Annotated in this window: 23 protein-coding genes and 1 pseudogene; 16 read left to right on the top strand and 8 right to left on the bottom strand. The window is 42.5% G+C overall.

Annotated elements, in window-relative coordinates; translation table 11 throughout:
• Positions 1–58 precede the first annotated feature (58 nt).
• Together A7985_RS06110 and A7985_RS27135 are read right to left on the bottom strand one after the other, a co-directional pair.
• On the bottom strand, positions 59–604 hold the full coding sequence (locus tag A7985_RS06110; RefSeq protein WP_065789528.1) for a peroxiredoxin family protein: 546 nt from the start codon (positions 602–604) through the stop codon (positions 59–61).
• A 47-nt stretch (positions 605–651) separates the two neighbouring features.
• Positions 652–797, bottom strand: a pseudogene (locus A7985_RS27135) (NAD(P)H-dependent oxidoreductase); the annotation flags it as partial.
• A 247-nt stretch (positions 798–1,044) separates the two neighbouring features.
• Between A7985_RS27135 and A7985_RS06105 the strand changes: the two are divergent.
• Positions 1,045–1,407 carry a winged helix-turn-helix transcriptional regulator gene (locus A7985_RS06105; RefSeq protein ID WP_065789527.1) on the top strand — a complete coding sequence of 121 codons (363 nt, stop codon included), beginning with the start codon at positions 1,045–1,047 and terminating at the stop codon, positions 1,405–1,407.
• 92 nt (positions 1,408–1,499) lie between these two features.
• On the opposite strand, the gene A7985_RS06100 is transcribed toward A7985_RS06105, so the two are convergent.
• Positions 1,500–2,168, bottom strand: coding sequence for a helix-turn-helix domain-containing protein (locus A7985_RS06100; protein WP_065789526.1), 669 nt, complete (start codon positions 2,166–2,168; stop codon positions 1,500–1,502).
• A 529-nt stretch (positions 2,169–2,697) separates the two neighbouring features.
• On the opposite strand from A7985_RS06100, the gene A7985_RS06095 reads away from it, so the two are divergent.
• From A7985_RS06095 to A7985_RS06075, 5 genes are all read left to right on the top strand, one after another.
• Positions 2,698–3,597 carry a sulfite exporter TauE/SafE family protein gene (locus A7985_RS06095; RefSeq protein WP_065789525.1) on the top strand — a complete coding sequence of 300 codons (900 nt, stop codon included), beginning with the start codon at positions 2,698–2,700 and terminating at the stop codon, positions 3,595–3,597.
• 96 nt (positions 3,598–3,693) lie between these two features.
• Entirely contained in the window at positions 3,694–4,338 is a 645-nt protein-coding gene (locus tag A7985_RS06090) for a TetR/AcrR family transcriptional regulator (RefSeq protein ID WP_065789524.1), read from the top strand.
• Positions 4,322–5,674: an efflux RND transporter periplasmic adaptor subunit gene (locus A7985_RS06085; RefSeq protein ID WP_065789523.1), complete on the top strand. Its 1,353-nt coding sequence runs from the start codon at positions 4,322–4,324 to the stop codon at positions 5,672–5,674. Before A7985_RS06090 ends, A7985_RS06085 begins: the two co-directional genes overlap by 17 nt.
• Positions 5,674–8,805, top strand: coding sequence for an efflux RND transporter permease subunit (locus tag A7985_RS06080; RefSeq protein WP_065789522.1), 3,132 nt, complete (start codon positions 5,674–5,676; stop codon positions 8,803–8,805). The genes A7985_RS06085 and A7985_RS06080 overlap by 1 nt, the downstream gene beginning before the upstream one ends.
• Before the next feature lie 120 nt (positions 8,806–8,925).
• On the top strand, positions 8,926–9,741 hold the full coding sequence (locus A7985_RS06075) for a sterol desaturase family protein (protein WP_065789521.1): 816 nt from the start codon (positions 8,926–8,928) through the stop codon (positions 9,739–9,741).
• A gap of 65 nt (positions 9,742–9,806) precedes the next feature.
• Here the strand turns inward: A7985_RS06075 and A7985_RS06070 are convergent, their stop codons facing one another.
• From A7985_RS06070 to A7985_RS06060, 3 genes are read right to left on the bottom strand one after another with little or no spacing between them, the layout of a single operon-like run.
• Complete coding sequence (locus A7985_RS06070) at positions 9,807–11,051, bottom strand: NAD(P)/FAD-dependent oxidoreductase (RefSeq protein ID WP_065789520.1); 1,245 nt, start codon at positions 11,049–11,051, stop codon at positions 9,807–9,809.
• 10 nt (positions 11,052–11,061) lie between these two features.
• Positions 11,062–11,382, bottom strand: coding sequence for a 2Fe-2S iron-sulfur cluster-binding protein (locus tag A7985_RS06065; protein ID WP_065789519.1), 321 nt, complete (start codon positions 11,380–11,382; stop codon positions 11,062–11,064).
• A 10-nt stretch (positions 11,383–11,392) separates the two neighbouring features.
• The gene (locus A7985_RS06060) at positions 11,393–11,983 is read right to left on the bottom strand and encodes a carboxymuconolactone decarboxylase family protein (protein ID WP_065789518.1); all 591 of its coding nucleotides are present in this window, start codon (positions 11,981–11,983) and stop codon (positions 11,393–11,395) included.
• Positions 11,984–12,278: 295 nt separating this feature from the next.
• Here A7985_RS06060 and A7985_RS06055 point away from each other — a divergent pair, with 295 nt between their 5' ends.
• From A7985_RS06055 to A7985_RS06020, 8 genes are all read left to right on the top strand, one after another.
• Positions 12,279–13,355 carry an alpha/beta fold hydrolase gene (locus tag A7985_RS06055; RefSeq protein ID WP_065789517.1) on the top strand — a complete coding sequence of 359 codons (1,077 nt, stop codon included), beginning with the start codon at positions 12,279–12,281 and terminating at the stop codon, positions 13,353–13,355.
• Positions 13,352–13,990, top strand: a complete 639-nt coding sequence (locus tag A7985_RS06050; RefSeq protein WP_065789516.1) for an NAD(P)/FAD-dependent oxidoreductase — start codon at positions 13,352–13,354, stop codon at positions 13,988–13,990. Before A7985_RS06055 ends, A7985_RS06050 begins: the two co-directional genes overlap by 4 nt.
• Before the next feature lie 39 nt (positions 13,991–14,029).
• A complete protein-coding gene (locus A7985_RS06045; protein ID WP_065789515.1) occupies positions 14,030–14,572 on the top strand; it encodes an NAD(P)/FAD-dependent oxidoreductase in 543 nt (180 codons plus the stop codon).
• A 41-nt stretch (positions 14,573–14,613) separates the two neighbouring features.
• The gene (locus tag A7985_RS06040) at positions 14,614–15,756 is read left to right on the top strand and encodes an acyl-CoA dehydrogenase family protein (protein ID WP_065789514.1); all 1,143 of its coding nucleotides are present in this window, start codon (positions 14,614–14,616) and stop codon (positions 15,754–15,756) included.
• Entirely contained in the window at positions 15,753–17,309 is a 1,557-nt protein-coding gene (locus A7985_RS06035) for an amino acid adenylation domain-containing protein (RefSeq protein WP_065789513.1), read from the top strand. Before A7985_RS06040 ends, A7985_RS06035 begins: the two co-directional genes overlap by 4 nt.
• A gap of 97 nt (positions 17,310–17,406) precedes the next feature.
• Positions 17,407–18,954: an NAD(P)-binding domain-containing protein gene (locus tag A7985_RS06030; protein ID WP_065789512.1), complete on the top strand. Its 1,548-nt coding sequence runs from the start codon at positions 17,407–17,409 to the stop codon at positions 18,952–18,954.
• A gap of 22 nt (positions 18,955–18,976) precedes the next feature.
• Positions 18,977–19,585: a chorismate--pyruvate lyase family protein gene (locus tag A7985_RS06025; protein ID WP_065789511.1), complete on the top strand. Its 609-nt coding sequence runs from the start codon at positions 18,977–18,979 to the stop codon at positions 19,583–19,585.
• A 3-nt stretch (positions 19,586–19,588) separates the two neighbouring features.
• Positions 19,589–21,064, top strand: a complete 1,476-nt coding sequence (locus tag A7985_RS06020; protein ID WP_065789510.1) for a cytochrome P450 — start codon at positions 19,589–19,591, stop codon at positions 21,062–21,064.
• Between the two features lie 95 nt (positions 21,065–21,159).
• Here the strand turns inward: A7985_RS06020 and A7985_RS27065 are convergent, their stop codons facing one another.
• Positions 21,160–22,440 carry a methyl-accepting chemotaxis protein gene (locus tag A7985_RS27065; RefSeq protein ID WP_176716690.1) on the bottom strand — a complete coding sequence of 427 codons (1,281 nt, stop codon included), beginning with the start codon at positions 22,438–22,440 and terminating at the stop codon, positions 21,160–21,162.
• Between the two features lie 402 nt (positions 22,441–22,842).
• The gene (locus A7985_RS06010; RefSeq protein WP_065789508.1) at positions 22,843–23,736 is read right to left on the bottom strand and encodes a LysR substrate-binding domain-containing protein; all 894 of its coding nucleotides are present in this window, start codon (positions 23,734–23,736) and stop codon (positions 22,843–22,845) included.
• A gap of 144 nt (positions 23,737–23,880) precedes the next feature.
• Between A7985_RS06010 and A7985_RS06005 the strand changes: the two genes are divergently transcribed.
• Both A7985_RS06005 and A7985_RS06000 read left to right on the top strand, forming a co-directional pair.
• A complete protein-coding gene (locus tag A7985_RS06005) occupies positions 23,881–24,654 on the top strand; it encodes an isocitrate lyase/PEP mutase family protein (protein WP_065789507.1) in 774 nt (257 codons plus the stop codon).
• Between the two features lie 107 nt (positions 24,655–24,761).
• On the top strand, positions 24,762–25,256 hold the full coding sequence (locus A7985_RS06000; protein WP_065789506.1) for a nuclear transport factor 2 family protein: 495 nt from the start codon (positions 24,762–24,764) through the stop codon (positions 25,254–25,256).
• Positions 25,257–25,300 lie beyond the last annotated feature (44 nt).

Raw genomic sequence — 25,300 nt, 5'->3', positions numbered from 1 at the left:
ATAAGTCTATGCAACATATTGGTGTGTACCTAGTCAGCAACATACCACTAACCTGTAGTTAATATACATGCATTCCTCGTATTGGGTAGTTATTGTCGGGGTTACGGATCCACGCTAGGCCACTTCTTAAAGCATCTAACTCGGGTCTAACAAAAGGGTTGTTAGATATATCAACCACTTGAATATTACCTTGAGCGTTTATCACAAATAATCCTGGTTCTGAAAAAGGGTGATCAGTTTCTTGCTCTGAGCGAGGGTCGGAGATATACAGTCCGTATGCTTTCATTTGTTCTAACGACAGGCCATACGCGATCGCATAATCGGCAGTGAGTTGCTCGAGGTGGGCTTCAAGTTGTGCTTTACTGTCTCCAGATACTGCGATGATATCTACACCTATTTTCTTAAAATCATCCTTTAATATTTGCAGTTGGTTCATATACTTAGTACATAATGGACAATGCCGCCCCCGATAGATAAGCACAAGTTGCCAGTCACATCCATTGTGGGGCTTACCTAGTGTTCGCATCTCTCCATTTAAAAGCGGTAGTGTAAATTCAGGAAACTTTGTACCTGGGTGAAGTTTGTTTGTAGCGCTGTTAGACATATTCGTATTCCTTAAAAGTATTGTGATAAACGTGCTTCAAAATGCAGCTAGTTAGAAGCACTATCTGCGTTCTTCATCACGTCGAAGCAAGCAAACGATGGCAATGGGGCATATCAAAAAATTTAAAGTTTACGTGCATAGGAAATAGTAGACCCTCAATAGATTTGCCATCAAAAAAGCTGTCTTTGTTATTTAAGTGCCTATGCTTGTGCATTTACGCGGCCATCTTTACGCGGCGCCCCAGCCGTTTTTACGGTATATACGCCACCCATATACTGTTTTAGAAAGCCAAGTTACACTCTTCCAAACAACGCATAGCCCATATTTTAACCGCTGTTTTGTTGTTTTTTCTCATTGTTAATATACGGTATAGTTTAGATACCTGATCGTTATTTTCAATTAGTATACTTTTAGTAACCTAGATTTTTTGAGTTAACATTATGAAAAGCTCCGTAAAAATAGACAGTAAAGGAAGAAAAATAGTGGTTGATGCTTGTAATGAACCCTGTGCAATTGAGAAAGGAATGCGCTTAATTGGAGGCAAATGGAAAGGGTCAATAATCTATCACTTAAAAGATGAGCCTGTGAGGTTTAACGACTTGGTGCGATTGTTAGGTGGCGCAACAAAAAAAATGGTAGACCAGCGACTTAAAGAGCTAGAACAGGAGGGGATGGTGATCAGAAGAGTAATTAGTGATCGACCCCTTGCTGTAACATACGAATTAACCGAGTTTGGCCGTTCAGCTTTGGGAATTCTAGAGTTACTAAGGGTTTGGTCTGAGTCACATGGTATTGAACTATAATGATAAAAAATCAATTTTTGCAAGATACCCATGCATTGCCTTACGTATAGCGCAATACATGAGTATTTTCATGCTTTAGCTCAAACTTAAAGTTATCTGTGGCCCAACTCTTTACTGAGCGCCATTGCCGCCGAGCGGTTTGGAGCATTTAGCTTTTCTAATATTTTTGCGACATGGTTTTTTACAGTGTATTGACTAATACCAAGGATCATGCCGATCTCACCATTTGTTTTACCTGATGAAATCCAATCCAAAACCTCTTTCTCTCGGCAGGTAAGAGACTTAATTGGAGAGCGACTAGTTTTATCTGATTGATAACGTGAAATGAGTGCTTTGTGAAGGTAAGGCAATATAAGTTCGATTAAATAAGAGGCTGGCGCGCTTCGGTTTGAGCGCTTATTGTTAAAAGCAACCAGCGTCAGATATTTTGAATTGGGGTTATCTAAATCATAGACGGTTACGTCGGACAATGGGTTTCTGTCTTTACATAGGCTTTTTAGTAAATTTAGGTTTTTAAACTTCTTAAGTTTCGCAACAGTCAATAAATCTTCTTTAAAGTGCTCGGGAAATGAACGTAAGTATTCGGTTTTAACCTCTAAGCTAGTTTTATCTATTAGTGCTAAATAAAGTTCATCTGACTCAGCGAAGGACATCGCTTCTTGAAATATTGTTCCATCTAGTGAATGTTCAAAAATCGATGTTTTCAACAATTCGATTGCTTTTAATACGCTAGACAATTCTTTAGTGCAACCCAAAAACATATGCATTCTCCTTTACAAATACGATCTCAAAAGGCACATCAGCTAATAGATTCTATGGATCTAAGCCGATCTTGTTTTGACGGTCTTCCATTTAATTAATCGCACGATTAATTAAACATGAACGGGGAATTGATATCAACGAAAAGTGAAAGAATTGTGTGGTAAATAAGTATAAAAGTTTAAAAAAATGTACTTTTACGCTTTTTTAGCTGTATTTAAATATTTATATACCCTTGGTTGCTGGTGTGTGATGAATTTTTTATTCTGTCTATCTGTATGTTTTTTATGGATATATAGTGATTTTGTGAACGTGTTTTCTTTTATCAAAAAATGTCAAGTTGATCTAAATCAAAAATGAGAGAGAAAAGTGCGTGTAGAGATTTGAAAAAAATGATCGATTCTCTTTTACATTTCGTATACAAAATATTTTTTACAAATTCATGGACCACCATGGTCCAAAGGGACTATTCGCAGCGTTCTTTTCCTCTTGTTAGAATATTTGTAATCGTAGCAGGGACTGAGAAATACCATGATTGATAAACTAAGAAAGCCAACGACATGGCCTTTATACTTCACGCTTTTTATCTATGCCACGTTGATTTGGATGCAAGGGTTTTCAAGCGCTTTATTGCAAATCCTGCAGGAAGTCGAAATTGCAGCCACAATGGCTCTTGGATCATTTGTTGCCGGTGGCACTGCATTAGGGGGCGGCGCAGTGGCATTCCCTGTCATGACAAAGGTCCTGAATATCGAACCCAGTACCGCAAAGGTGTTTTCGTTGGCAATACAGAGCTTTGGTATGACTGCCGCGACAATAACAATCCTGTGTCGACGGATCCCAATTTATACAAACTTGGTTCTACTTGCGTTACCTATGTCAGCGCTTGGGGTGGGATTGAGTCTAATATATCTTGCCCCTTTATCACCAAGGTTGGTTGTAAAGTCTATTTTCAGCTTTTTGCTACTGTGTTTTGCTGTCACTATGCTACTGCGTTGGTGGAGAAAAGCTCACCATCAAGAGAGTGCACAGCGCATTGACCCAAGCACCGTGCGGTTTATGTTAGTCGCATTTTTTGGTGGTATTGCCAGTGGGTTAGTAGGGTCGGGTTCTGATATCGCATTATTTGCCCTATTGGTGATTGCCTATAACGCAGATATTAAAAAGGCGACGGCGACTTCTGTTGTGGTAATGGCATTTACTTCACTCGTAGGAAGCGCGATAAATGCTTGGTATTTAAATGCAATTACTCCACAAATAGAGAGCTATTTACTCGCTGCAATTCCTATTGTCGTTGTGGGTGCACCTCTTGGTGCGTATGTGTGCTCGAAGGTCAAAGTCGGCCAGTTAGTTAGTTTCTTACTTTTACTCATTGCCTTAGAGGTTTCTTTTACGAGCTATGAACTTTGGTATCAGGGAGTAGGGGTTTAATCTGAATAAATATTAAACATTTGTTTGACTGTGGCATAAACTTTTTATTTAATTAACTAGGTGATTAAAAAAATAAAAAAGATGTTGGAGCAGGATATGACAACAAAAGTCACAAGAGGCAGGCCGGTATGTGAGGTCAAGCAAGCTGAGCAGCGCGCAAAGCTGATACTTGCAGCGAAAGAGTTACTAAATATTAAGTCTTACAGCCAAATAACAATAAGAGACATTGCTGCAGAAGCGAATATTAATTCGGCGATGATTAAGTATTACTTTGGTGGCAAAGAAAATTTGTTTGTTCAACTAATACAATCATTAGCAGATGAGCACTTTTCCCAGTTTGAAAACCTAGGGGAACATAACAAACCACTTTATTTGTTTATTTGCCGTTTTGCAGAAGTATTGCAAACGCATCCGGGCTTTGTACATCTACTGAGTGAGGAAGTGTTAAACAAAACGACACCGTTGGCACAGGCATTTATGGAGGCCTTCCCTGCACGTGTATCGAAGTTTTTACCTCAGTTTATTAAACAAGAAACAGGAATTGAAGATTCTAAAAAAGCGAGGTTAGCCGCTTTTCAGCTCATTACATTACTGGTCTCTCCTTATATTTTAAAAACACTAAGACAACAAGCGTGGGGAATTAGCGACACAGAGATTCAAGGTGAGCAATGGACAAAGGATTTATACCAGCGATTTGTATTCGGACTTAAGGAGAGTGACATCAATGAGGTGGAATTTTAGTGCAAGAAAAAACCTGCCAATTGCGATTGTAGTTGGCATAGTGTTGGTGATATTGGTTGTTAAGCTGAAATCCTCAATCAAACATGACAATGGTGAGTTGGTTGGGCAGCTCGCTCAATATCAAGTGTTAACTCAACAATCCATCCGCCCTAAAATCATAGGCTACGGTAAAGTTAAACCCAATATTCAATTAAATAGTCTCGCTGAAGTCACAGGCACTGTTACTTACCTACATCCTGCATTAAAAAAAGGAGAGATTTTTAAAGCCGAGACATTGTTGATTAAAATTGATGATAGCGACTATAAATTGCAAATGGCTAAAGCACAGGCCAACTTAGCCGCGGCTGAAGTTGATCTAGCTGCCAAAAAAACATCGCAAGAAAATAATAAATTAGATATTCGGCTGAGTGAACACAAACTAGGTATTGCAGAGTCTGAATTTCAGAGAATAAAAAAGCTCTTTGATAAATCGAGTGTGTCTCAAACTGAACTAGATAGAGCACAACAAAGTGTGTTGATTCAACAGCAAGATCTTCAGCGCTATATGAATCAAAAGCGTTTGATCCCGCTCGAAATTAAAGCCTTGCAGGCTCAGGTAAAAAAAGCACAAGCAGATGTCAATAAGGCAGAATTAGATATTAATCGTACTGAAATTCGTCTGCCGTTTACCGGCCGCATCCATAAGGTTAATGTTGAACGTTCACAACTTGTGACAAAAGGGGCCGCGCTTTTCAGTGCTAGCGACGTAGAGAAAGTCCTTATCAATGCGCAATTCACGTACAGCACATTCAACCAGTTTTCAGGCTTTTTCAAACAAAGACCCAATCTTGAGAATATCTCCAGTGGTGGCATGGCATCTTACTTAAATGCCCAGGATTTGAGAGCGGATGTTGAAATTTTGTCTCAAAGCGGCACCACATGGCATGCGAACATAGAGCGATTGAGTGATGAAATTGATCCACAAAGTCAAACAATAGGTGTTGTCGTCGCAATTGAAAACAGCTATGAGCAAATTAAGCTTGGCGAAAAGCCGCCTTTGCTGGCAGGGATGCGCGCAAAAGTTTCACTTCAAGCAACAATGCAAAACTTTGTCGTGGTGCCAAGGCATGCGGTGAGAGGCCGATATGCATTGATTGCTGATGAAAATAATTTGTTGAGAAAAGTTGATATGCAGGGGGCGCTTAAACAAGACGACAGCTTTCTGCTACAAAGCTTAAATTTAGAAGGCGCTAAGCTCGTTACCACAGATCTATTCCCGGCCATTGAAGGCTCTAAATTGTACTTCACTGAAACTTCAGAGCAGATGAGCACACTAGACGTGAAGGAGCTGCACTGATGATACGGTTCTTTATTGCGCATCCTACCGCTGCGAATATTTTGATGGTGCTATTTCTGGCTGTTGGCATTTTTAGCCTACCTCAAATTAAAAGAGAAACGCTGCCTGAAATTGAAACCTATCAAATCGACATCTTCGTACCTTATCCGGGAGCCACGCCCGAGAACGTAGAGCAAAAGATTTGCTTAAGCTTAGAAAGTGCCCTTGATGGCATTAGTTTTATGGAAGAAAAGCACTGTATTGCAAGGCAGAACCTTGGTCAGATGACGGTAAAAATGTTTGAGCATGGCGACTTTGAGCAGTTTACGACAGATGTGAAAAATGCCATCGACACCATTGATGATTTTCCTGCGCAAGTTGAGCAGTGGACTATCAAAGAACGTGGCAGAACACAGGATGTAGTAAGCGTGGCACTGGCAGCCAAAGGAAGTTCTTTATCTAGGGTTGAACTGAAGGCTTTGGCAGAGCAGGTCAAACAACAATTGCTCAGGCACCCGGAAATCCCAATTGTTGAAATTAATGACTTTTCAAAGCATCAGTTGCGTGTAACTGCCTCACAAGCAATGCTAAGGCAGCACGGTTTGAGCGTGCAAGAGTTAGGTCAACGCGTAAAAAATCAAAACATAGAGCTGCCTCTCGGAACACTCAAAACCCCTTATTCCGATACGCAAATACGCATGATGGACGAGCGTAGAGATTCTGAGAGTCTGCAAGAACTGGTGGTTTCTTATGGTTCAGAAGGTAATGATGTCACCATCGCTGATATAGGAGATGTCAAAGACACATTTGAGAGAGATGAGAATCGAATTTTTTATAACGATCAGCAGGCCGCAATTTTAACGGTACAGAAAAACTCTGTAGATGACAGTTTGAGGGTACTCAATGCGACGGAGGAAGTAATTGAGCAAATAAGGCAGCGCTTGCCCGAGACCGTTTTACTTACCCTTACAAGTGATAATACAAGCTTGGTAAAGGATAGAATCTCACTGCTGATCAGTAACGCGTGGCAAGGCTTGTTATTGGTATTTGGCGTTATGTGGTTATTTTTCTCGTTCAAATACGCGTTTTGGGTCGTTATGGGACTGCCAGTATCATTTTTGGCCAGCTTCTTCTTGATGTTGCACTTTGGTATTTCTATCAACATGCTATCCATGGTGGCCTTGCTGTTAGCATTGGGCATATTAATGGATGATGCGATTGTAATTGCAGAATCTATAGGAACGAAAGTAGAGCAAGGATTACCCATAAAAGAGGCTGTACTACAAGGCACCTTGGTTGTATTACCCGGCGTATTGTCTTCATTCGTTACCACATTATGCATATTTGTAGGGTTGGTGTTTATTGAGGGTAACTTAGGACAAATCCTTAAAGTGATCCCCATTGTATTAATATCTGTTATCACAGTGTCGTTGATAGAAGCATTCTTGATTTTACCTAACCATCTATCCCATGCATTGCAGAGCAAATCAAAAGATACTCGATTGGCGGTAAAAGTTGGCGATATCCGGGCACGATTTGAAGTCAAATTTCGTCACTGGAATGATCAAATATTAGCGTTGAATACCAAGCTTATAAGGTATCGCTATTTGGTAATAGGGAGTGTTGTGGCGTGCTTTTTGTTCTCTTTGAGTATGCTTATATCGGGTACATTAAAGTTCACTGCTTTTCCTGATATCGATGGCGATGTGTTGCAGGGGCGGCTATTGATGCCAAATGGTACGCCTTTTCAGGTGACGCAACAAACGATGCGCAAAATAGAAGATGCACTAAAACGTACGAATCAAAGACTGAGTGAAGACGAAGATGCTGAGTTAGTCAAAGCCGTCACGATCACGTATGGTGAAAATCCTGATTACCAAGATCAAGGCGCTAACTTAGCAACCATTTCAGTGGATCTTTTAAGTGCGGAGCAGCGCAATACGACGATACAAGCATTTTCTGATACATGGCGGGAAGAGTTAGGGGTTTTGCCTGAAGTTCTAACTTTGTCATTTAAAGAGCCCAAATTAGGTCCTCAGGGCAGAGCGGTTGATGTCAGGTTAAAAGGAGATGATATCACTCAATTGACTCATGCCGCATATGAGCTAAAAAACTGGTTAAAAGGGTATGAGGGGGTGCAAAATATCACAGACAATTTGCGCTCAGGAAAGCCGGAATACACCTTAACGCTTAAGCCTGGCACATTAGATTTAGGAATTAATTCAGCCACCATAGCAAACCAGTTGCGACCTGCTTTCCAAGGTACAAAACTGCTTGAAACACACGTCGGGTTGGAGGACTACGAAGTCACAGTCAAATTAGAAGACGAGAGTTTAAACGAATACAGTGATTTTGATAATTTTCCCATTATTCATCCATCTTCGCGTGTTGCTATTCCACTTTCAGCGCTCGTAAATATTGAGCAAACAAGAGGCTTTGCCGTGATTAATCGGGTTGATAATCAAACTAGCGTCTCTGTTTATGCTGATGTCGACAGTGAAATCAATACTGCAAGTGCGGTTGTTGGAGACTTAAAGACGCGATTTTTGAACGATCTACAGACGCGTTTTCCTTATGTCACTTACACTATCGAAGGCGAAGTGAAAAATGCAGGTATCACACAAGGGTCGATGCGCCGAGCCATGTTAATGGGTATGATTGGTATTTTCTTGTTACTTGCGCTGCAATTTCATAGCTACATTGAGCCGTTAATTGTAATGGTATCCATACCGCTTGCAATGATAGGGGTTATTTGGGGGCACTTTATAATGGGAATTAACTTTTCAATGCCTTCTTTGATGGGGTTCATATCACTGGCTGGTATCGTGGTGAATGACTCGATTTTACTTGTGCAGTTTGTAAAAAGTAGAGTAAAGCAGGGAATGAGTGTCCATGAAGCGGCCGCACAGGCTAGTCATGACCGATTTAGAGCTGTTGTTTTAACATCGATCACGACAATTGCAGGCATGACACCATTGTTGTTTGAAACCAGCCTTCAGGCGCAAATTTTAATTCCTTTGGCCACCAGTATTGTTTTTGGCATTATGACGTCAACCTGTTTGGTGTTATTGGTATTACCCTGTTTATACAGCATATTAGAGGATTTTGGGGTGGCAAGACCGCATACTTCACACAAGTCTGTCCATGCTTAATTAATGTAATTACGACCGTTAACACGGCTGGTTTTTACGCTCAGACAAAAGGTGCTTGTAGGCACCTTTTTTTATTGGTAAAACAGCGCTATTAGCGAATATCAAGGTCAGCCCCAAATTATGCTGGAAGTATTAGAGGCCGGAGCAAGACAGGTTTTTACCGCATTTAACAATTTAATAGCGATAGCTGCATTTTTTGTTTTGTTAGCTTATCTCTTAAAGGGTAAAGAGGTATATAAGCAGGCAAAACCAGCGCTCACAGGAAGCGCGTTTAACTTTTCTCTGATGAGTGTCAACTTACTTCTTTTAGCGCCTGTGATGTCTGTAGTACTAACCTATTTGTATGGCTATCAATTGAGCATCGTCGATAGAAGTCTTTGGTATGAATTACCGCAACCCGTTGCTATTTTCATCGCTGTTTTTTTGGGGGATTTTATTGGCTACTGGCGTCACCGATTTGAACACTCGAGGGTTTTATGGCCACTTCATCGGGTTCACCATACGGATGAACATATGAATTGGTTAACATTGCAACGGTTTCACCCACTCAACTTCTTAACCACATTTATCATAGACACATCATTTTTGATTATTATGGGGGCGCCACCGTTTGCCATTGTTGCCAATAATATGATCCGTAACTATTACGGCTACTTTATTCATGCAGACATTCCATGGACTTACGGAAGGTGGAGTGCGCTATTTGTATCGCCAACAATGCATCGCTGGCATCACGCAACGGACCGAGAAGCTTACCAAACAAATTTTGCGACTGTTTTTTCTGTGTTTGATCGAGCGTTTGGCACATATCGGGTGCCCGGGCCATGTAATACCAGTTTAGGTGTGCGTGACGGCTACAGCAAAACATTCATTGGCGAACTGCTTCACCCTTTTAATCCACGGGTCTATCGTCGAAAAAAGCCGACAAAAGAATAAAAAAAGAGCCCTTAACGGGCTTCTTTTGGTTCACGCTTGGGGTGCGTACATTGTATGTGAGTCGGTTAGCTAGGTTGAGTCAGCTTAGCTAATTCTTTAATTAAATCTGTTTCTAAATTGGTTAAAACTTCTTTTGGGACATGAATGTTTTGTGCGATGATTTTTTTTGCCGCCATAAAATCTTTAGCAGAGTTAATACAGTCTGCGGCGATTATTCTTCCTTGCTTGAAGTACCACAGTGACAATGTTTTGTTGTTAGTTTGTCTTAGCAGGGTTTCATCGTATCCCGTGTTTAAACCTGCGATTTGGATTTTACAATCGAACTGATCTGACCAAAACCAAGGCACCGCGGTGACTGGCTTGTGTTTTCCGCAGATAGTTGCAGCGGCAGTTTTAGCTTGTTCTAATGCGTTGGGCACTGACTCAATTCGGGTTGCGAGGCCACTGTGATGTTCAATGCCAATGGTACAATCTCCTGCTGCATAGATATTAACATCGGTTGTTTGGCAAAGTTCATTGACAACAATACCGCCGTTTTCAACAAGTAGTCCTGCACTTTGTGCAAGCTCAGTATTTGTTTGCGCACCAATACCGACAATGACGATATCAGCAGGAATGACTTTGTCCTCACAGAGCACGGTACTGACCGTATCTTTGCCTTGGAATGCAACAACATTGGTGTCGGTAAATATTTTAATCCCATTGCTTTTGTGCAATTTATGATAAAAAGTAGAAATGGTCTGCGCAGTGACTCTTGCCAGTAATCTAGGCTCTCGCTCGATAATGGTCACATCATGGCCCATTTTCTTTAGTACTGAGGCCGTTTCAAGTCCTATATAACCACCTCCTACCATGACAATGCGGCGAGATTTTTTTGAACCATCACCAGTTAATGTCGCAGACAAGCTCTCGATGTCGTTGAGTGTTTTGATATAGAAGATATTATCCAACTCTGCGCCCATGCAATCTGCTTTACGGGCTCTGCTGCCTGTACAAATCAGTAATTTGTCAAAACTAATGTGTTCTCCGCTTTGCAATTGAATACTTTGAATTGCAGGTTCTATTTTATCGACTCTCGTATTCAACCAAACATCAATCTCATCTTTGATATAGGCAGCCTCAGGTCTAATTAATAATTGTGCTGCCGAGACTTGATTTTGCAAGTAGGTTTTGGACAAAGGAGGGCGGTGATAGGGCAGGCTGTCTTCATCGGTGATCAGCATGATCTGTCCTGTCCATCCTTCTTTGCGCAAACTTGCACAAGCTTGGGCGCCAGCATGGCCACCCCCGATAATGACACACCTTTTCATAACATCTTCCTTAATATTGCGACTCTGGTAAATGAACATGTAAGCCATGATGCTCGTCAGACACCAATATTTGACAGCTTAATCGGCTCAGATCTTTTGGCTCTGTGACCATTTCTAACATGTCACTTTCATTACTATCTGGGTCCGAAATTTTTCCTTGCCAATCACTGGTCAAATAGCAGTGGCAGGTAGCACAGCTACCAGAACCGCCGCATTCAGCCTCGATGCCCTCGACCATATTTTCCATGGCAGCTTGCATCAAAGAAGTACCGCTTGGTACATCTACCTTGGTTTCATTTCCAGTAAAATCAACGAATGTAATCTCAGGCATAGCGGTGTCCTTATACTGTGAACTTAGTAATTTGATTAATCTCATCCAAAATGGCGGCGGGATCGGCCTCTAACTGGCTATCCATTGCAGTATTCCAGCGATTCAAGAATCCACAAATGGCAATAACCGCCGCGATTTCAATGACGGCTGCTTCAGAATAGTACTGTCCTAATTCCTCGTAGTGGGCTTTTTCTAGATGTGCCGGAGCTGTACTACATGCAAATGCAAATCTTAGCGCGGCGCGTTCGGCGTCGTCGTATAACACGTTGGTTTCGAACTCAAATGCAGCCAATACTTTGGCTCTGTTGACGTTGACTCTGCTGGCAATATGCGAAAAGTGACCTTGGCAGTATTGGCAACCTGCTGCATTACTGCTGATTGTTGCAATTGCCCATTTCAACTCATTGCTGATGTGCTCAAATTTACTTAAACAGCCAAACATCTGTCCAAAGGCCTGCGCTAACATCGGATTTTTAGCCATAGTCAATATGCCGTTAGGGATAAAACCAAGATTATTTTCTATCGCCTGATAAATTGGTTCCAAATGAGGCGTTGACGCTCTCTCTACCGGTGTGACTAGATGGTTTTTACCCTGATTCATTTCCTTGTTTCCTGACTTGGTGAAAGTTCTCAACAAAGTAAATTCTTTGCACGCAGATGCCTATAGTCCGTTTGGACCAAAGGGATAGTCCACAGGGGCTATGTTGAAAAAACCTCGATAGCGGTAAGGTTTTTTTAGGCGAACGAAACGCGATTGCATCTCACCTTAGATATTTCAAATACATGTCTATTTGGTGAATGCGGACAGAAAACTAGCCTGATGAAACGCAAAGCCGACTTGGTTTTGAGCGTTGTTTGAGGGTCAACAATATTGCCAGACTAGATAGGAAACTAGGATGATTGAAGAACTTATTGAATTTATAAATCAAGACTTACTGGAAGGGGCAGCCCCGGATCTGGACCAGCACACACCACTACTAGAGTTGGGGATTTTGAATTCTCTATCTATGGTGAGATTACTTGCTCATGTTGATCAGCGTTATGGCGCTAAAATTCCAGAACATGACATCACGCCAGTACATTTCGAAAACATTGAAACATTGTGTGCACTTATTAAAACACTGAGTGCAGAAGAGCAGGTTGAATCTGACGAAGCCAGCTCTGAGCTTGACCGTCTTGTTAAGTTACAAGAAAGCTACGGCATTAAAAGCGAATTAGTTGCCGCAGGTGCTGGGTTTAAGCAGCATACACTGCGTGTAAAGGGAGATGGGCCTTTATGGATTTTGTTACCGGCACTAGGTAACCCTTCAACATCTTGGTCTTCAACACTGCGCTCAGTGCAAGGTCGTCATAACGCAGTTGCATTGGACTTAGCGGGTTTTGGTTTGAGCGAGAGTGAAAACGACTCTCCTTCATATGTCGATCATGTTGAATACACTTTGCAATACCTTGAAACACTTGAAGAAAAAGAGTGGGTATTAGTTGCTAACTCGGCGGGTAGTATGATTGCGACCGAAATTGCAAGACGCCACCCAGACAAAGTAAAAGCGCTGGTGTGTACAGGTTTCGGTTTGGTAGATGACGTTGAAAGCTGGTGGGGAGACTTGAAGAAAATGTCTGCGAACCCTGAGCAATTCTTAGCTGCTGCTTACTACCACCCGCCTAAGATGACCCCTGCGCTTGAAGATTTACTTAACGATGTATTATCTCGTCCTGCATACCACACCTTCTTGGACGAATACGCACGTAAATCCATGGCCACGACATTTGATGGTGTCAAAGTACCAACGTTATTTGTCGCTGGTAATCACGACCAAATTATTCCGCCAGAGTGGAGTGAAAAAGCAGCTGAAAAGCTTGAAAACGCAACCGTTACAAGACTTTCTAGATGTGGCCACTTTTCTGCATCAGAACGCCCAGAAGAATTTGTTTGGGTTGTCGAAGATTTCTTAAACAAGGTGGAAATGGCATGAACGCATTCAAAAGTTACGACGTAGTTATTATTGGCAGCGGCCCTGCAGGAAGTTTATGTGGTATCGAATGCCGTAAAAAGGGACTTTCAGTTCTGTGTATAGAAAAGGATGAATTTCCACGTTTTCATATTGGAGAATCGCTGACAGGTAATGCGGGCCAGATTATTCGTGATTTGGGTCTTGCCGAAGAAATGGACGCGGCAGGCTTTCCAGACAAACCAGGCGTAAACGTGATCGGCTCTTTATCTAAAAATGAGTTTTTCATACCAATCTTGGCACCTACTTGGCAAGTAAGGCGCAGCGATTTTGACAATATGCTGAAGCGCAAAGCGCTAGAGCATGGTGTTGAATATCAGCAAGGCCTTGTCAAAGACGTTATCAAGCATGAAGGTAAGGTTGTCGGTGCTATTTATAAAGCAGATGACATGGAGCACCAAGTGCGCTCAAAAGTGCTTGTAGATGCCAGTGGTCAAAACACATTCTTGTCGAGAAAAGGGATCGCAGGTAAGCGTGAAATTGAATTCTTTTCTCAACAAATCGCTTCTTTTGCTCATTACAAAGGCGTGGAACGTGATTTACCACCGTTTTCAACTAACACCACCATCTTGTACTCAAAACAGTATCACTGGTCTTGAATCATCCCAATCTCACCAGATACAGACAGTCTAGGCATCGTGATCCCGAAAGACCTTTACTACAAAGAGTGTAAAAACCCAGACGATGCTATCGAGTGGGGGATGCAAAACATCAGCCCAGAGATCAGAAGACGTTTCCAAAACGCAGAGCGTATCGGCGATTCGCAATCAATGGCTGATTTCTCTTATCGTATTGAACCATTTGTTGGTGATGGTTGGTTATGTATTGGTGATGCACACCGCTTCTTGGACCCAATCTTTTCGTATGGTGTGTCATTTGCGATGAAAGAGGGGATCCGTGCCGCGGATGCGATTAAACAAGCCATTGATGGCAATGATTGGAAAACCCCATTCTATGCTTATCGTGATTGGAGTAATGGCGGTCAACAGATAGCCGCTGACCTCATTCGTTACTTCTGGATCTACCCAATTTTCTTTGGATATCAAATGCAAAACCCTGATTTACGTGACGAAGTAATTCGTTTACTTGGTGGTTGTTGTTTTGATTGTGAAGGTTGGAAAGCGCCTACCATCTTTAGAAATGCGATTGAAGAATACGACCGTAAGCAGATGGCTGGTTAAGGAAAAGCATTGCGCTTTTCCTTCTAAGGGAAGGATTGATTATGAACTTTGAGTGGAATGAGGATCAGCTCGAGTTGTTTGAGCACGCACTAAGCTTTGCTAGGGACTTAGATTTTTCGAAAGTGCCTAATGGAGTGTTTCCAAAAGATGCTTGGCGCGCGCTTGGCGAGTTTGGTTACTATGGATTGCCGATTGACAGCAAGTATTCATCTTGCGGCAGTGGTTTTGACATTTTAACCACGGTAAAAATTCTAGAAGGTCTAGGGCAAGGTAGTACTGACACTGGCATTTTGTTTGCGGGCGCAGCGCATACCTTCGCGTGTGCAATGCCAATTTACGAACATGGCAGTGAAAAACTAAAAATGGAATTGCTACCGGGGTTAACGAGCGGTGAAAAAATCGCAGCCAATGCGATATCTGAAGCAGAAGCCGGCTCTGACATTGGCAAGTTAACGACCAAAGCATGGCGCGAAGGCGACTATTACGTCATCAAAGGCGCAAAGTCCTACGTAACGAATGGCAGCGTTGCTGATTATTTTGTTCTGTATGCCACAACCAATCCTAAATTTGGGTACTTGGGCCAAACGGCGTTTGTTGTGCCGGCTGACTTACCAGGCATTGAAGTGGGTAACAGTTACAAAAAGTTGGGTTTGAACTCGGCGCAACTTAATCAAGTATTCTTCGACGAAGTAAAAGTGCATAAAGATTATGTTTTGGGCAGTGAAGGTCAGGGGGCACGCATCTTTGCCGCCTCAATGGATTGGGAGCGTTGCTGTTTATTTGCATTATTTATAGGTGTTATGCAGCGTGACCTAGAGCGCTGTATTGAATACGCCAATACGCGTAAACAAGGCGACAAGACAATCAGTAAATTCCAAGCTGTTTCACATCGTATTGCAGATATGGAAGTGCGTTTACAAAGTGCGAGATTACTACTTTATTTTGCCGCGTGGCAAAAGTCGCAAAACGTTGATAATACGAAGGCGGTTGCGTCGAGTAAGCTCGCGATTAGTGAAGCGTTTGTTCAGTCTGGCATAGACTCTATTCGTGTTCATGGCGCACTCGGTTACCTACAGGAAAGTGGTGTTGATGCGAGCATCAGAGATGCATTAGGGTCAGTGCTATTCTCTGGCACGTCCGATATTCAACGAGAATTGATCTGTAATAGGTTGGGCCTGCTATGAAGATACTCAGTGACGTACTAACAACCGGGCTTGCTAAAGTTGGCGACCATGCACTGGCCGTGACGGACAGTGTTGAGTCATACAGTTATGGCGAGTTATCGCTGTCGGTAACGCAAATTGCTGTGCTTTTGCAAAGCAAAGGGGTAGAGGCGGGTGATCGCGTTGGGATTTGGGCAGATAAGTCATGTCGCGCACTCGCCGCCATGCTAGCGGTGACAAAACTTGGCGCTGTCTATGTGCCGATAGATCCCATGAACCCCATGGTTCGCGTTGATATTATCCGCAATGATTGCGCGATGAAAGTGATGTTCACCACACAAGCTAAATTCTCACAATATCGCGAGCAATACGCTGAGGGCTGTCATTTTATCGTACTAGACAGTGAAGGCGAGTTTACCGCGTCTGCTGCAAAGGCACTTGAGATTAATCAAGCCAGCAGTTGGCGAGATATTAAGCGGTGTCAGCCTTCCAGTTTGAGAATAAGTGCTGATGTGGGGGGTGATGATCTAGCCTACATGCTCTATACCTCGGGCTCTACTGGTGTGCCAAAAGGTGTACGAATAAGTCACACTAACGCACTTGCATTTATAAAGTGGGTAATTGAAAAGGTAAAGCCGGCTTCACAGGATCGCTTTTCTAATCATGCACCTTGGCACTTTGACTTGTCTGTGTTGGATATTTATGTGGCGCTGGCAACGGGCGCGAGTGTACATCTGGTTTCTGAATTGGACAGTTATGTACCGCAAAAATTAGTGAATTTTATTGCTGAGCGTGGCATTACCATTTGGTATTCCGTGCCGACAGCCCTAACCATGATGATGAATGCAGACCCTCAGTTTGGTGAGTCCTGTAAGCAACTTCATACCATAATCTTTGCCGGTGAGGCATTCGATGTGAAGTCGCTCAAAGCACTGCGTGCACAATTTCCCAATTCGGATCTTTTCAATTTTTATGGCCCAACAGAAACCAACGTCTGTAGCTATTACAAGGTACCCGAAGTGGTGCCTGAAACACTCCCAATTGGCTATGCAGCAAGTGGTGCACGCATCACCATTTGCGATGAAAGAGGCAACCAAGTCGAACTGGGCGAACAGGGCTTTATCACCGTGGTTGGTCCAACCGTATTCTCTGGCTATTGGGGAAAGGAAGAAAGGACAGATACCGCCTACAACACCGGAGATATTGGCTACATCAACGAACTTGGCGAGCTGATGTATGTCGGGCGACAAGACCACATGGTCAAAGTGAAAGGGTATCGCGTGCACCTAGGGGAAGTGGAGCGTGCACTATATCAACACCCAGCTATTAAGGAGTGCTTAGTTGTTTTAAGTGAGACTAAGACGCTCGAAGCACATATAGCGACAGAATCTGATCCCCCGTCGTTGCTGACGTTAAAAATGCACTGCGCCAAGCGCTTACCAAAATACATGCTTCCTGAACAGATTGTGTATTGGGACGCATTACCGCGTAATCGTAACGGCAAACTATCGCGTCAAAGCTTATCAGAATCGCGCCCACAACAAACGACTGCCGCAGTGCAGGGTGGTGCGTAACCAGTTTACGTCATTGTAAACATTAACCTAGGAGTTGTTGCTAGATGCTGTTTTACCGGTAATAACGAGCAGCTCCTTGCTATACACGGAGAGAATTATGAATAAGACCATAGCAGTCATAGGTGCTGGTTTATCTGGTATTGCCGCCGTCAAACAATTAACGGATGGCGGCCACGAAGTCACTTGTTTTGAAAAAGCCGAGAGCTTCGGAGGGGTGTTTGCAGATAAGAAAATCTACGACGACTTACACCTCACAATTTCGAATTATTTTATGGCGTATTCGGATTATGTTCCGAATCACCAAAAGTTAAAATTTTGGTCGAAAAAAGAATACATAAACTACTTGGGTGAATACATCCAGCGTTTTGATATTAATAAACATATTCACTATGACCACGAAGTACGTCGCGTCGAGAAGCAGGGGGATAAGTGGGTAGTCACATGTAAAAACGGTGATAAAGAGCACAGCAAAGAGTTTGATATGGTCGCCGTGTGCTCTGGACATTTCCAGAAGCCGAAACTACCGGATTTGCCAGGCCTAGAGATGTTCAAAGGAGAAATAGAACACTCCAATGACTATCGTGACAAGCACAAATACACCGGTAAGCGAGTATTGTGTGTGGGGCTTGGCGAGAGTTCGGCAGACATTACATCGGAAATATCAGAAGTCGCGCGTAAGTGTATCTTGTCACTGCGCCGTTACCCAGCCGTTGCGCCGCGCTATATGGCGTTTCAAGAAGACCCCTATTTTACGATTGATACGTCGTGGTTGACTTCTCGTATCGTAAATAAACTACCGCACAAATATCACGGTGGGATCACCAAAGGTATTTTCAATAAATACGTAAATAGCCGCAACGACCATGTACGTATTCGCGGTGAGTGGCTGAAAAAATCGGGCCCTTCGCATCACCAAGCGGTGACTAAAAACGAGCGCCTTTTCCGACCCATCGCAGATGGAAAAGTCGTGCCTAACATTGGAGGTATCGAGCGCTTTGAAAAGAATGCAGTGGTATTTAAAGATGGCACACGCGAAGAAATTGATGCTGTCGTATTTTGTACCGGTTATCAGCTGAGCTTCCCATTTTTAGATGTCAGTATTGCAAATATGCGTGACCTCTTTAAGCAAATGTTTATTCCTGAGATGGGCCATACGCTGTCTTTTATTGGATTCGTTCGTCCTCAGCAGGGAGGAATACCCGTAATCGCAGAAATGCAGTGTCGATATTTATCAAAGTTGGCTAGTGGTGAGGCACACTTACCAACTTTGTCGGAAATGCATGACACTGTAAAGCATGATACCAAGCACTGGCAAACTGAGTACAAGATCACACCGCATGTGGCTTCTTTGGTGAATTACTGCCACTACATGGATTCGATGGCCAAGCTGGTCGGCTGTATGCCACAGATCCCGAGCTTGTTTAAAGATCCATTGCTGCGAGTCAAGCTACTTCACAACCCACAATTTGCTGCCCAGTACCGTCTTGATGGGCCAAACAACATGACGCATACAGCGCGTGAGTTTTTACTGAGCTTTCCAAACATTAGCTCTTGGCCGCGGATCATTCATTTTGAAGTCGCCTTGGCAGCGCAAAAATTGCTATCCCGTCTGCGTTTAGATGGGTTACGCGAAATCAGCAAGTAAATAACAAGTACGAGGAAAGGACATGATCCAATTGTCAGATGAGTGTTTGAGCAACTTAGATGAAAATCTAGAAGCGCAAACCTATAACTTAAGCAGACTCAGTTACCTACAGAAAATTATCTTGGGCACCGATGGTACGGTCACGCAGTTACTTGAAAGTATTGTAGGCGAACAGATCGTGGTCGAGAAGTTACTCGAGGCCGATGTGAACGTACTTCCCCATGAGGAAGATATGCACTGTCAACAGCGCGTGATCACGCTCAATGGGGCTAAAACTGGGTTACCTTATTTATACGCCGACTCATTGGTGTATCACGGCAATATGAATGTGAACTTTTCTCGGGCTTTAACAGAAACACGCATTCCCATCGGAAAAGCGTGGGAAAAATTTCAAATAGAAACCTATAAGACCTTGCTCTCATGGGGCTTTGAATATGCAGGTGAACTGTCGCATCACTTCGCTGTTGAGCCCAGTGATCTTGTGTTATACCGCACCTATCTCGTGTATTCACAAGGCAAAAAAATATTTCGTATTACCGAGAAGTTTCCATTTGCTTGGTATATGCAATCAGAGCAGTTCGACTCTCAATTCGCATCAGCAGAATTATCAACCTTAGTCAGTGGGATTTGACCAATGAAAAATACCGATACAGCAGAAGCTTTGCCACAGAGCAAATTAGACATAGACAAGTTAACACCAACGATTCCTCATATTCCTTTTAATAGCGAAGATGGCCAGCGCTTTTTCTGGGGCGAAGATTACCACCTTATTATTGAGGAGTTATCAAAAAAATACGGCGATATCTACTCAGTGGAGACGGCGAAGGGGCCAATTGTTGCACTAAATGGATATCAATACATCCGAGAGGCGCTGGTAGCGCAAAATGATGTGTTTAATGTGCGAGCAGATTATGAAATTTTACAAATTGCACCGCAAAAGCACTTCTTAGAATTGGAAGCGGGCGATCAATGGCAGGTACACCGTAAAGTGTTTGCACATGCGATGCGTGAGTACTTTGCGACCCGTTGGGATCAAATTGAAGATTGGATGACAACAGAGATTAATGACATTGCTGCCGTTTGGAAAGAACAAGGTGATATTGCATTTGATCCAAATAGAGAAGTTTCTTTAAAGTTAGCGAGCTTCTTACACAAAGTAATGTTTGACGACCGATTTGGTGAATTCGAGGTGAGTATCTTTGATGAAAAGAGCTTAAGTTGGCTTCCAAATGGGTTTATTAACAGTACGCGACATGAATTAATGCCTGAAAACTTGCAGGAAAAATATTACGCACAATATGGCGATGCAATTGAAAAGTTCAGCTCAAATTTAAATGGGTTAGATCAATATGTATCTTTTAATGTGGGTCGTCGCAAAGAAGATTATGTGCCAGGTGAATACCGCGATTTATGTGATTATTTATTTGAAGCCAATGACAGTGTCGATGATGCGACAAAAGCAGCATTAAACATTGGTGAAAAAGAAATTGTTGTTGGTTCATTAACTCAGGTTGCGGGGGCAGGTGGTGGTGTTGGCGCATTTGCAATGCGCTGGGCACTGCTATACCTAGCTGCTTTCCCAGAATACCAAGCGCGCGTGCAAAAAGAATTAGATGAAGTCGTAGGACGTGATGAAGTCCCATTGAATAAACACAAAGCAGACTTACCATATACACAGGCATTTATCGCCGAGGTATTGCGCCATTGCTCAATTACGTCCATGCCAGCGGCTAACTATGCAACCAGTAAAGATACTTTGCTAGACGGTTATTTTATACCCGGTGGCACACCTCTGGTTATCAATAACTACAGTATCACGCGTGATGAAACACTGTGGGAGCAGCCAGATGCATTTATTCCAGAACGTTTTTTGGATGATAATGGTGAGTTGAGTAAAAAGCAGCAAGGTAAGGCATTTCCATTTGGGCTTGGACAACGTCGTTGTTTAGGGGAGCATTTTGGCAAATACATTATTCATACTTTATTTGCACAATTGGCACACAAGTTTGAGTTCTCAATTCCTGAAGGTAAAAAGGCGAACTTAAAAGCGATTTCTGGTGTATTTCTGGTGCCAGAAGAAGTCGAGATTAAAGTTAAGCCACGCTTTTAATTCTCTTTATTTAGTATTATGACTAAGTACGTTAAAACCACCGTTACCGGTGGTTTTTTTATGAAGTAGGTCAAAAGAGTGGTTGACCTACTTTTCTATTGGCTCAGTTGTGATACTGCGCCGACGATACTTTCAACTTGGCGGTTGATGTCGGTAATCGTGTTATTGAGCTCTTCAATGAGTTGAACGCCTGATTCTACTTGTTTGGCACTTTTGTCCATAGATGCAGTGGCTTCGGTGGATAAAGCCACGTTTTCTTTGACAACTTCTGCAATTTCGGTCGTCGAAGAACTGGTGCGTGCGGCCAATTGTCGCACTTCATCTGCGACAACCGCAAACCCTCTGCCTTGCTCACCTGCGCGAGCAGCTTCAATTGCAGCGTTTAAGGCGAGCAAATTAGTTTGTTCAGCAATCGCACTGATTGTCGAGACAATGTTATTAATTTGGTCAGATTGCTTATTTAGGGCTTCGATATTGGTCACTGCAACATGCATATCCGAGCTCAAATCTTGCATGAGCTTAATGGCGGCTTTTACTGAGCCTGCACCACTTTGTGCTGCGGTATCCGCAAGCTCAGACGCGCGTCCAACATTTTCTTGAGTTTGGCGTGTTGCAACAATTCGTTCTGTAATATCCGAGGCAAACTTAGTAACTTTTATCACCTGGCCATTCTTATCGATTACTGGGTTATAACTGGCTTCTAACCAAAGCTCATGACCATGCTTATCTTTGCGCTCTACTTGGCCACTAAAATACTGGCCATTGGCTAACTGTCGCCACAACAAACTATAGTCTGGGGAGTTTACAATATGGCTTGGGCAGAAAATTCGGTGATGTTGCCCTTTTATTTCATCTAAGTGGTATCCAGTTGCCGCCAGAAAGTTTTCATTGGCAGTTAAAACATTGCCAGATACATCAAATTCGATTATAGCCATAGAACGATACAGGGCATCAATTAGATTTTGTTGTGACACTGCATCGAGCTCTCGCTTGGTCACATCCGCAGCAAACTTTACGATTTTTTGCAGTTTTCCTGCGCTGTCCAAAACTGGGTTATAACTTGCTTCAAGCCAAAGTTGCTTTCCTGATTTCGTAAAGCGCTCAATCGTACCAGAGAAAAACTCACCATTATTCAAGGTGCGCCAAAGAGCATTATACTCTGGACTATTTGTATACTGCTTATCACAAAATATGCGGTGATGCTTGCCAACTAATTCCGCATGCGAATACTCCATGGCATCTAAAAAATTCTGATTTGCAGTGATAATTTTACCATCCGGGGAAAATTCAATGATTGCTGTGGAACGGCCTACCGAAGCAAGTGTTTGCTCTAGCAATTGTTTCTGATTGCGCTCTTGCTCAAGTGAAAGCTGCAAAGCTCTCTTTTCTTTTCCGAAGGTAAACATTGATAATAAAGCCCCGTGCACTTATTGTTGACAAAAGCGGCATTATTGCAGTCAGGGTAAACATGTCAATCGTTGGAAGTAAATATCATCCTAAGTTCTGAGTTTGCCAGAAGAGCGGGTTTTTCTTGTAAATTCGTCCCCACGATTGTTTGAATAAGTAAAAATTAAGTAAGGTAGCTGTAAGTTCGCTGCGCGCGTTGGCTAATTTATAACGCTTACATTTGCTTGCGCTCTTGGTTTGTGAGTGTGGAAGTTTCTCTCAATTATATGTAATAAGTGTGATTTTATACCTACCTAATACAAAAAAGAGATATCAGCCATGAGTAAAGCGTTGACATATTTTACGATTTTAACATGCCCCTTTATCGTGCCTTAAGCAGCCATCTCACTTTTTAACCAATCGGTGAACACTCTTAATCTAGCCACGCGTGGAGAGGTGGGGTCGTAAACGAAGTATCTTTTTACAGTGTTAGGATGAGGCAAATCAAAAGGAATCGATAGCTCCCCGGAGTCGAGTTGATGTTGACATAAATAGGGTACTGCTAATGTAACACCATGACCACTGCAAACCGCGCTGAGTGCTATATCTGTTGAGTTAACTTTAGTCCATTGTTTATAGTCGTTCACACTCAAAACTCCCGCACTTTGAAACCAGGTTGGCCAATCGTAGGGGCCGGGGGTTTCGAGTGTCACCAATTTTTGGTTTAGCAAAGCTTCGGGCGATTGTGAAGTAAGTTGCTGGGCTAGCTGGGAGGAGCAAATCGGATAAACACCGGACTCACCGAAGTAATCGCAATTAAAGTTGCTTGGCGTATGTTGCTCGACATTGGCGCCAAACCGTATTGCTAAATCAATATGATGCTGCTTTAAATCTACGAAACTGGCAGAAGACGAGACGTTTATCTGAATGTCTGGATAAAGTTCTGTAAATGACTGCAATCTTGGCATAAGCCAAAGCGCAATAAATGCTTGCGTAGAGGTAATCGTCAACTCACCTTCAATACGCTCTTCTCGTAGTTGGTTGACGCCAGAGTTTAAAATCGTTAATCCGTGTTGGGCATGTTCAAACAGAGTTTTCCCAGATTGACTAAGTAGCATCTGTTTACCCTTGCGTACAAACAAACTCGTATTGAGCAAATTTTCCAATTGGCGCATTTGCTGACTCACAGCAGCTTGCGAAATACAGAGCTCTTGAGCCGCTCGGCTGTAGCTCTTGTGTCTTGCTGCACATTCGAATGTTACGAGCAGATTTATATTCTTAAACACGTTATCTAAATTTTTATGTCTTTGTATTTATTATTATAAGCTCTGCTTATATTAAAAGTCGATTTTCATCGTTGGTGTTTGTAAATGAATATGAAGAAAATAGTGCCATCGCAGACAATAAAATTAGTTTACACGGAAAACATCATGAATAAATTTGAAATGCTTCACCAACAAACACAGCCCTTACTTATAGCAAATGTTTGGGATGCTGAAAGTGTCAAGCGTGCCGAAAGTGCTGGATATCAAGCTATAGGGACATCAAGCGCAGCAGTTGCCGCCGTATTAGGTTATGAAGATGGTGAGCAAATGCCATTTGAGGCGCTCTTGTTTATGGTAAAAAGAATTTCTGCTTCAAGCTCGTTGCCACTGAGTGTGGATATTGAGTCTGGATATAGTCGAGATCCCAAAGAGGTTGCAGCAAACATAAGACAGCTGGTTGATTTAGGTGTGGTGGGTGTGAATATTGAAGATAGCAGAGTAACCCAAACAAGAGCCCTTATAGATAAAGATACTTTTGCAGCGTCTTTATCTGAAATTATGGGGCATCTAAGAGCCAGCGACACTCAAGTTTTTGTTAATGTTCGCTGCGACGCTTTTTTGCTGGGTTTGGACAATGCGACTGAAGAAGCGGTCAAACGGGCTAAAAGCTACCAAAGTGCAGGAGCTGATGGATTATTTTTCCCTTGTGTGACAGTCGAGTCTGATATCAAGGCGGTTGTGGCTGCAACGCCATTACCTATCAATGTTATGGCGATGCCTGAATTACCCACATTTGATGCACTGTCAAAGTTAGGTGTTAAGCGCATTAGTATGGGGAATTTCGCGCATTTATCGATTTCGAATCAGTTAGAAAAAATAATGAAAGACATCAAATCACAGAGGGATTGCAATACTTTATTCGCGCCAAACAGTTTGTAAATTGAATGCGAAGAAGCGTGGGCTATAGATAAAGTGAAATAAATGAGTTAGGTTGCTTTAGAGGTTTTAAAGCTTTATGCAAAAGAAAAACGATAAAAGGACCCACTATGCGATTTATACTAATTATGTTCACTATTGCTATGTCATGCAATGCCCTCGCTTCTTCTCCTGAGCAGGTTGTGAGTCAACTTTGGAAAGCCCTATCACATGATGAAAATGACACAGCCGATGTTACCCGCTTACAACAACTATTCCATTCGGATGCCACCGTTTTTGGAGTGCATTTGAAAGAGGAAAAACACAATCTGATGGTTAACTCTGGCTCGGACTTTATTAAATTGTTGAATAAGCCCTCGAAAGGGGGGTTTTACGAATGCGAGGTTGTAAGAAAAGTCGAGCGTTATGATCATTTCTCTCAAGTTTATAGTGTTGTAGAGACTCGATTTAGCCAGGATCAAAAGGCACCTGAGTTTACGGGTGTTAATAGTATTCAGTTAGTCAAAACTAAAGGACAATGGCAAATAATATCGTTGTTTTATCAAGTGGAGAATCCAAAATACCCGATATCGATTGAGGGGGGTATATCCGGTCGATGTATTTAGGTCGACAATGGGAGGCGACAGTCTATGGATTGCGAACGGCCTCG

The organism is Pseudoalteromonas luteoviolacea, from assembly GCF_001696455.1.
Lineage (GTDB): Bacteria > Pseudomonadota > Gammaproteobacteria > Enterobacterales > Alteromonadaceae > Pseudoalteromonas > Pseudoalteromonas luteoviolacea_C.
Note: the sequence above shows the minus strand (reverse complement) of the source record. Positions and strands in the feature narration are given on the sequence as shown.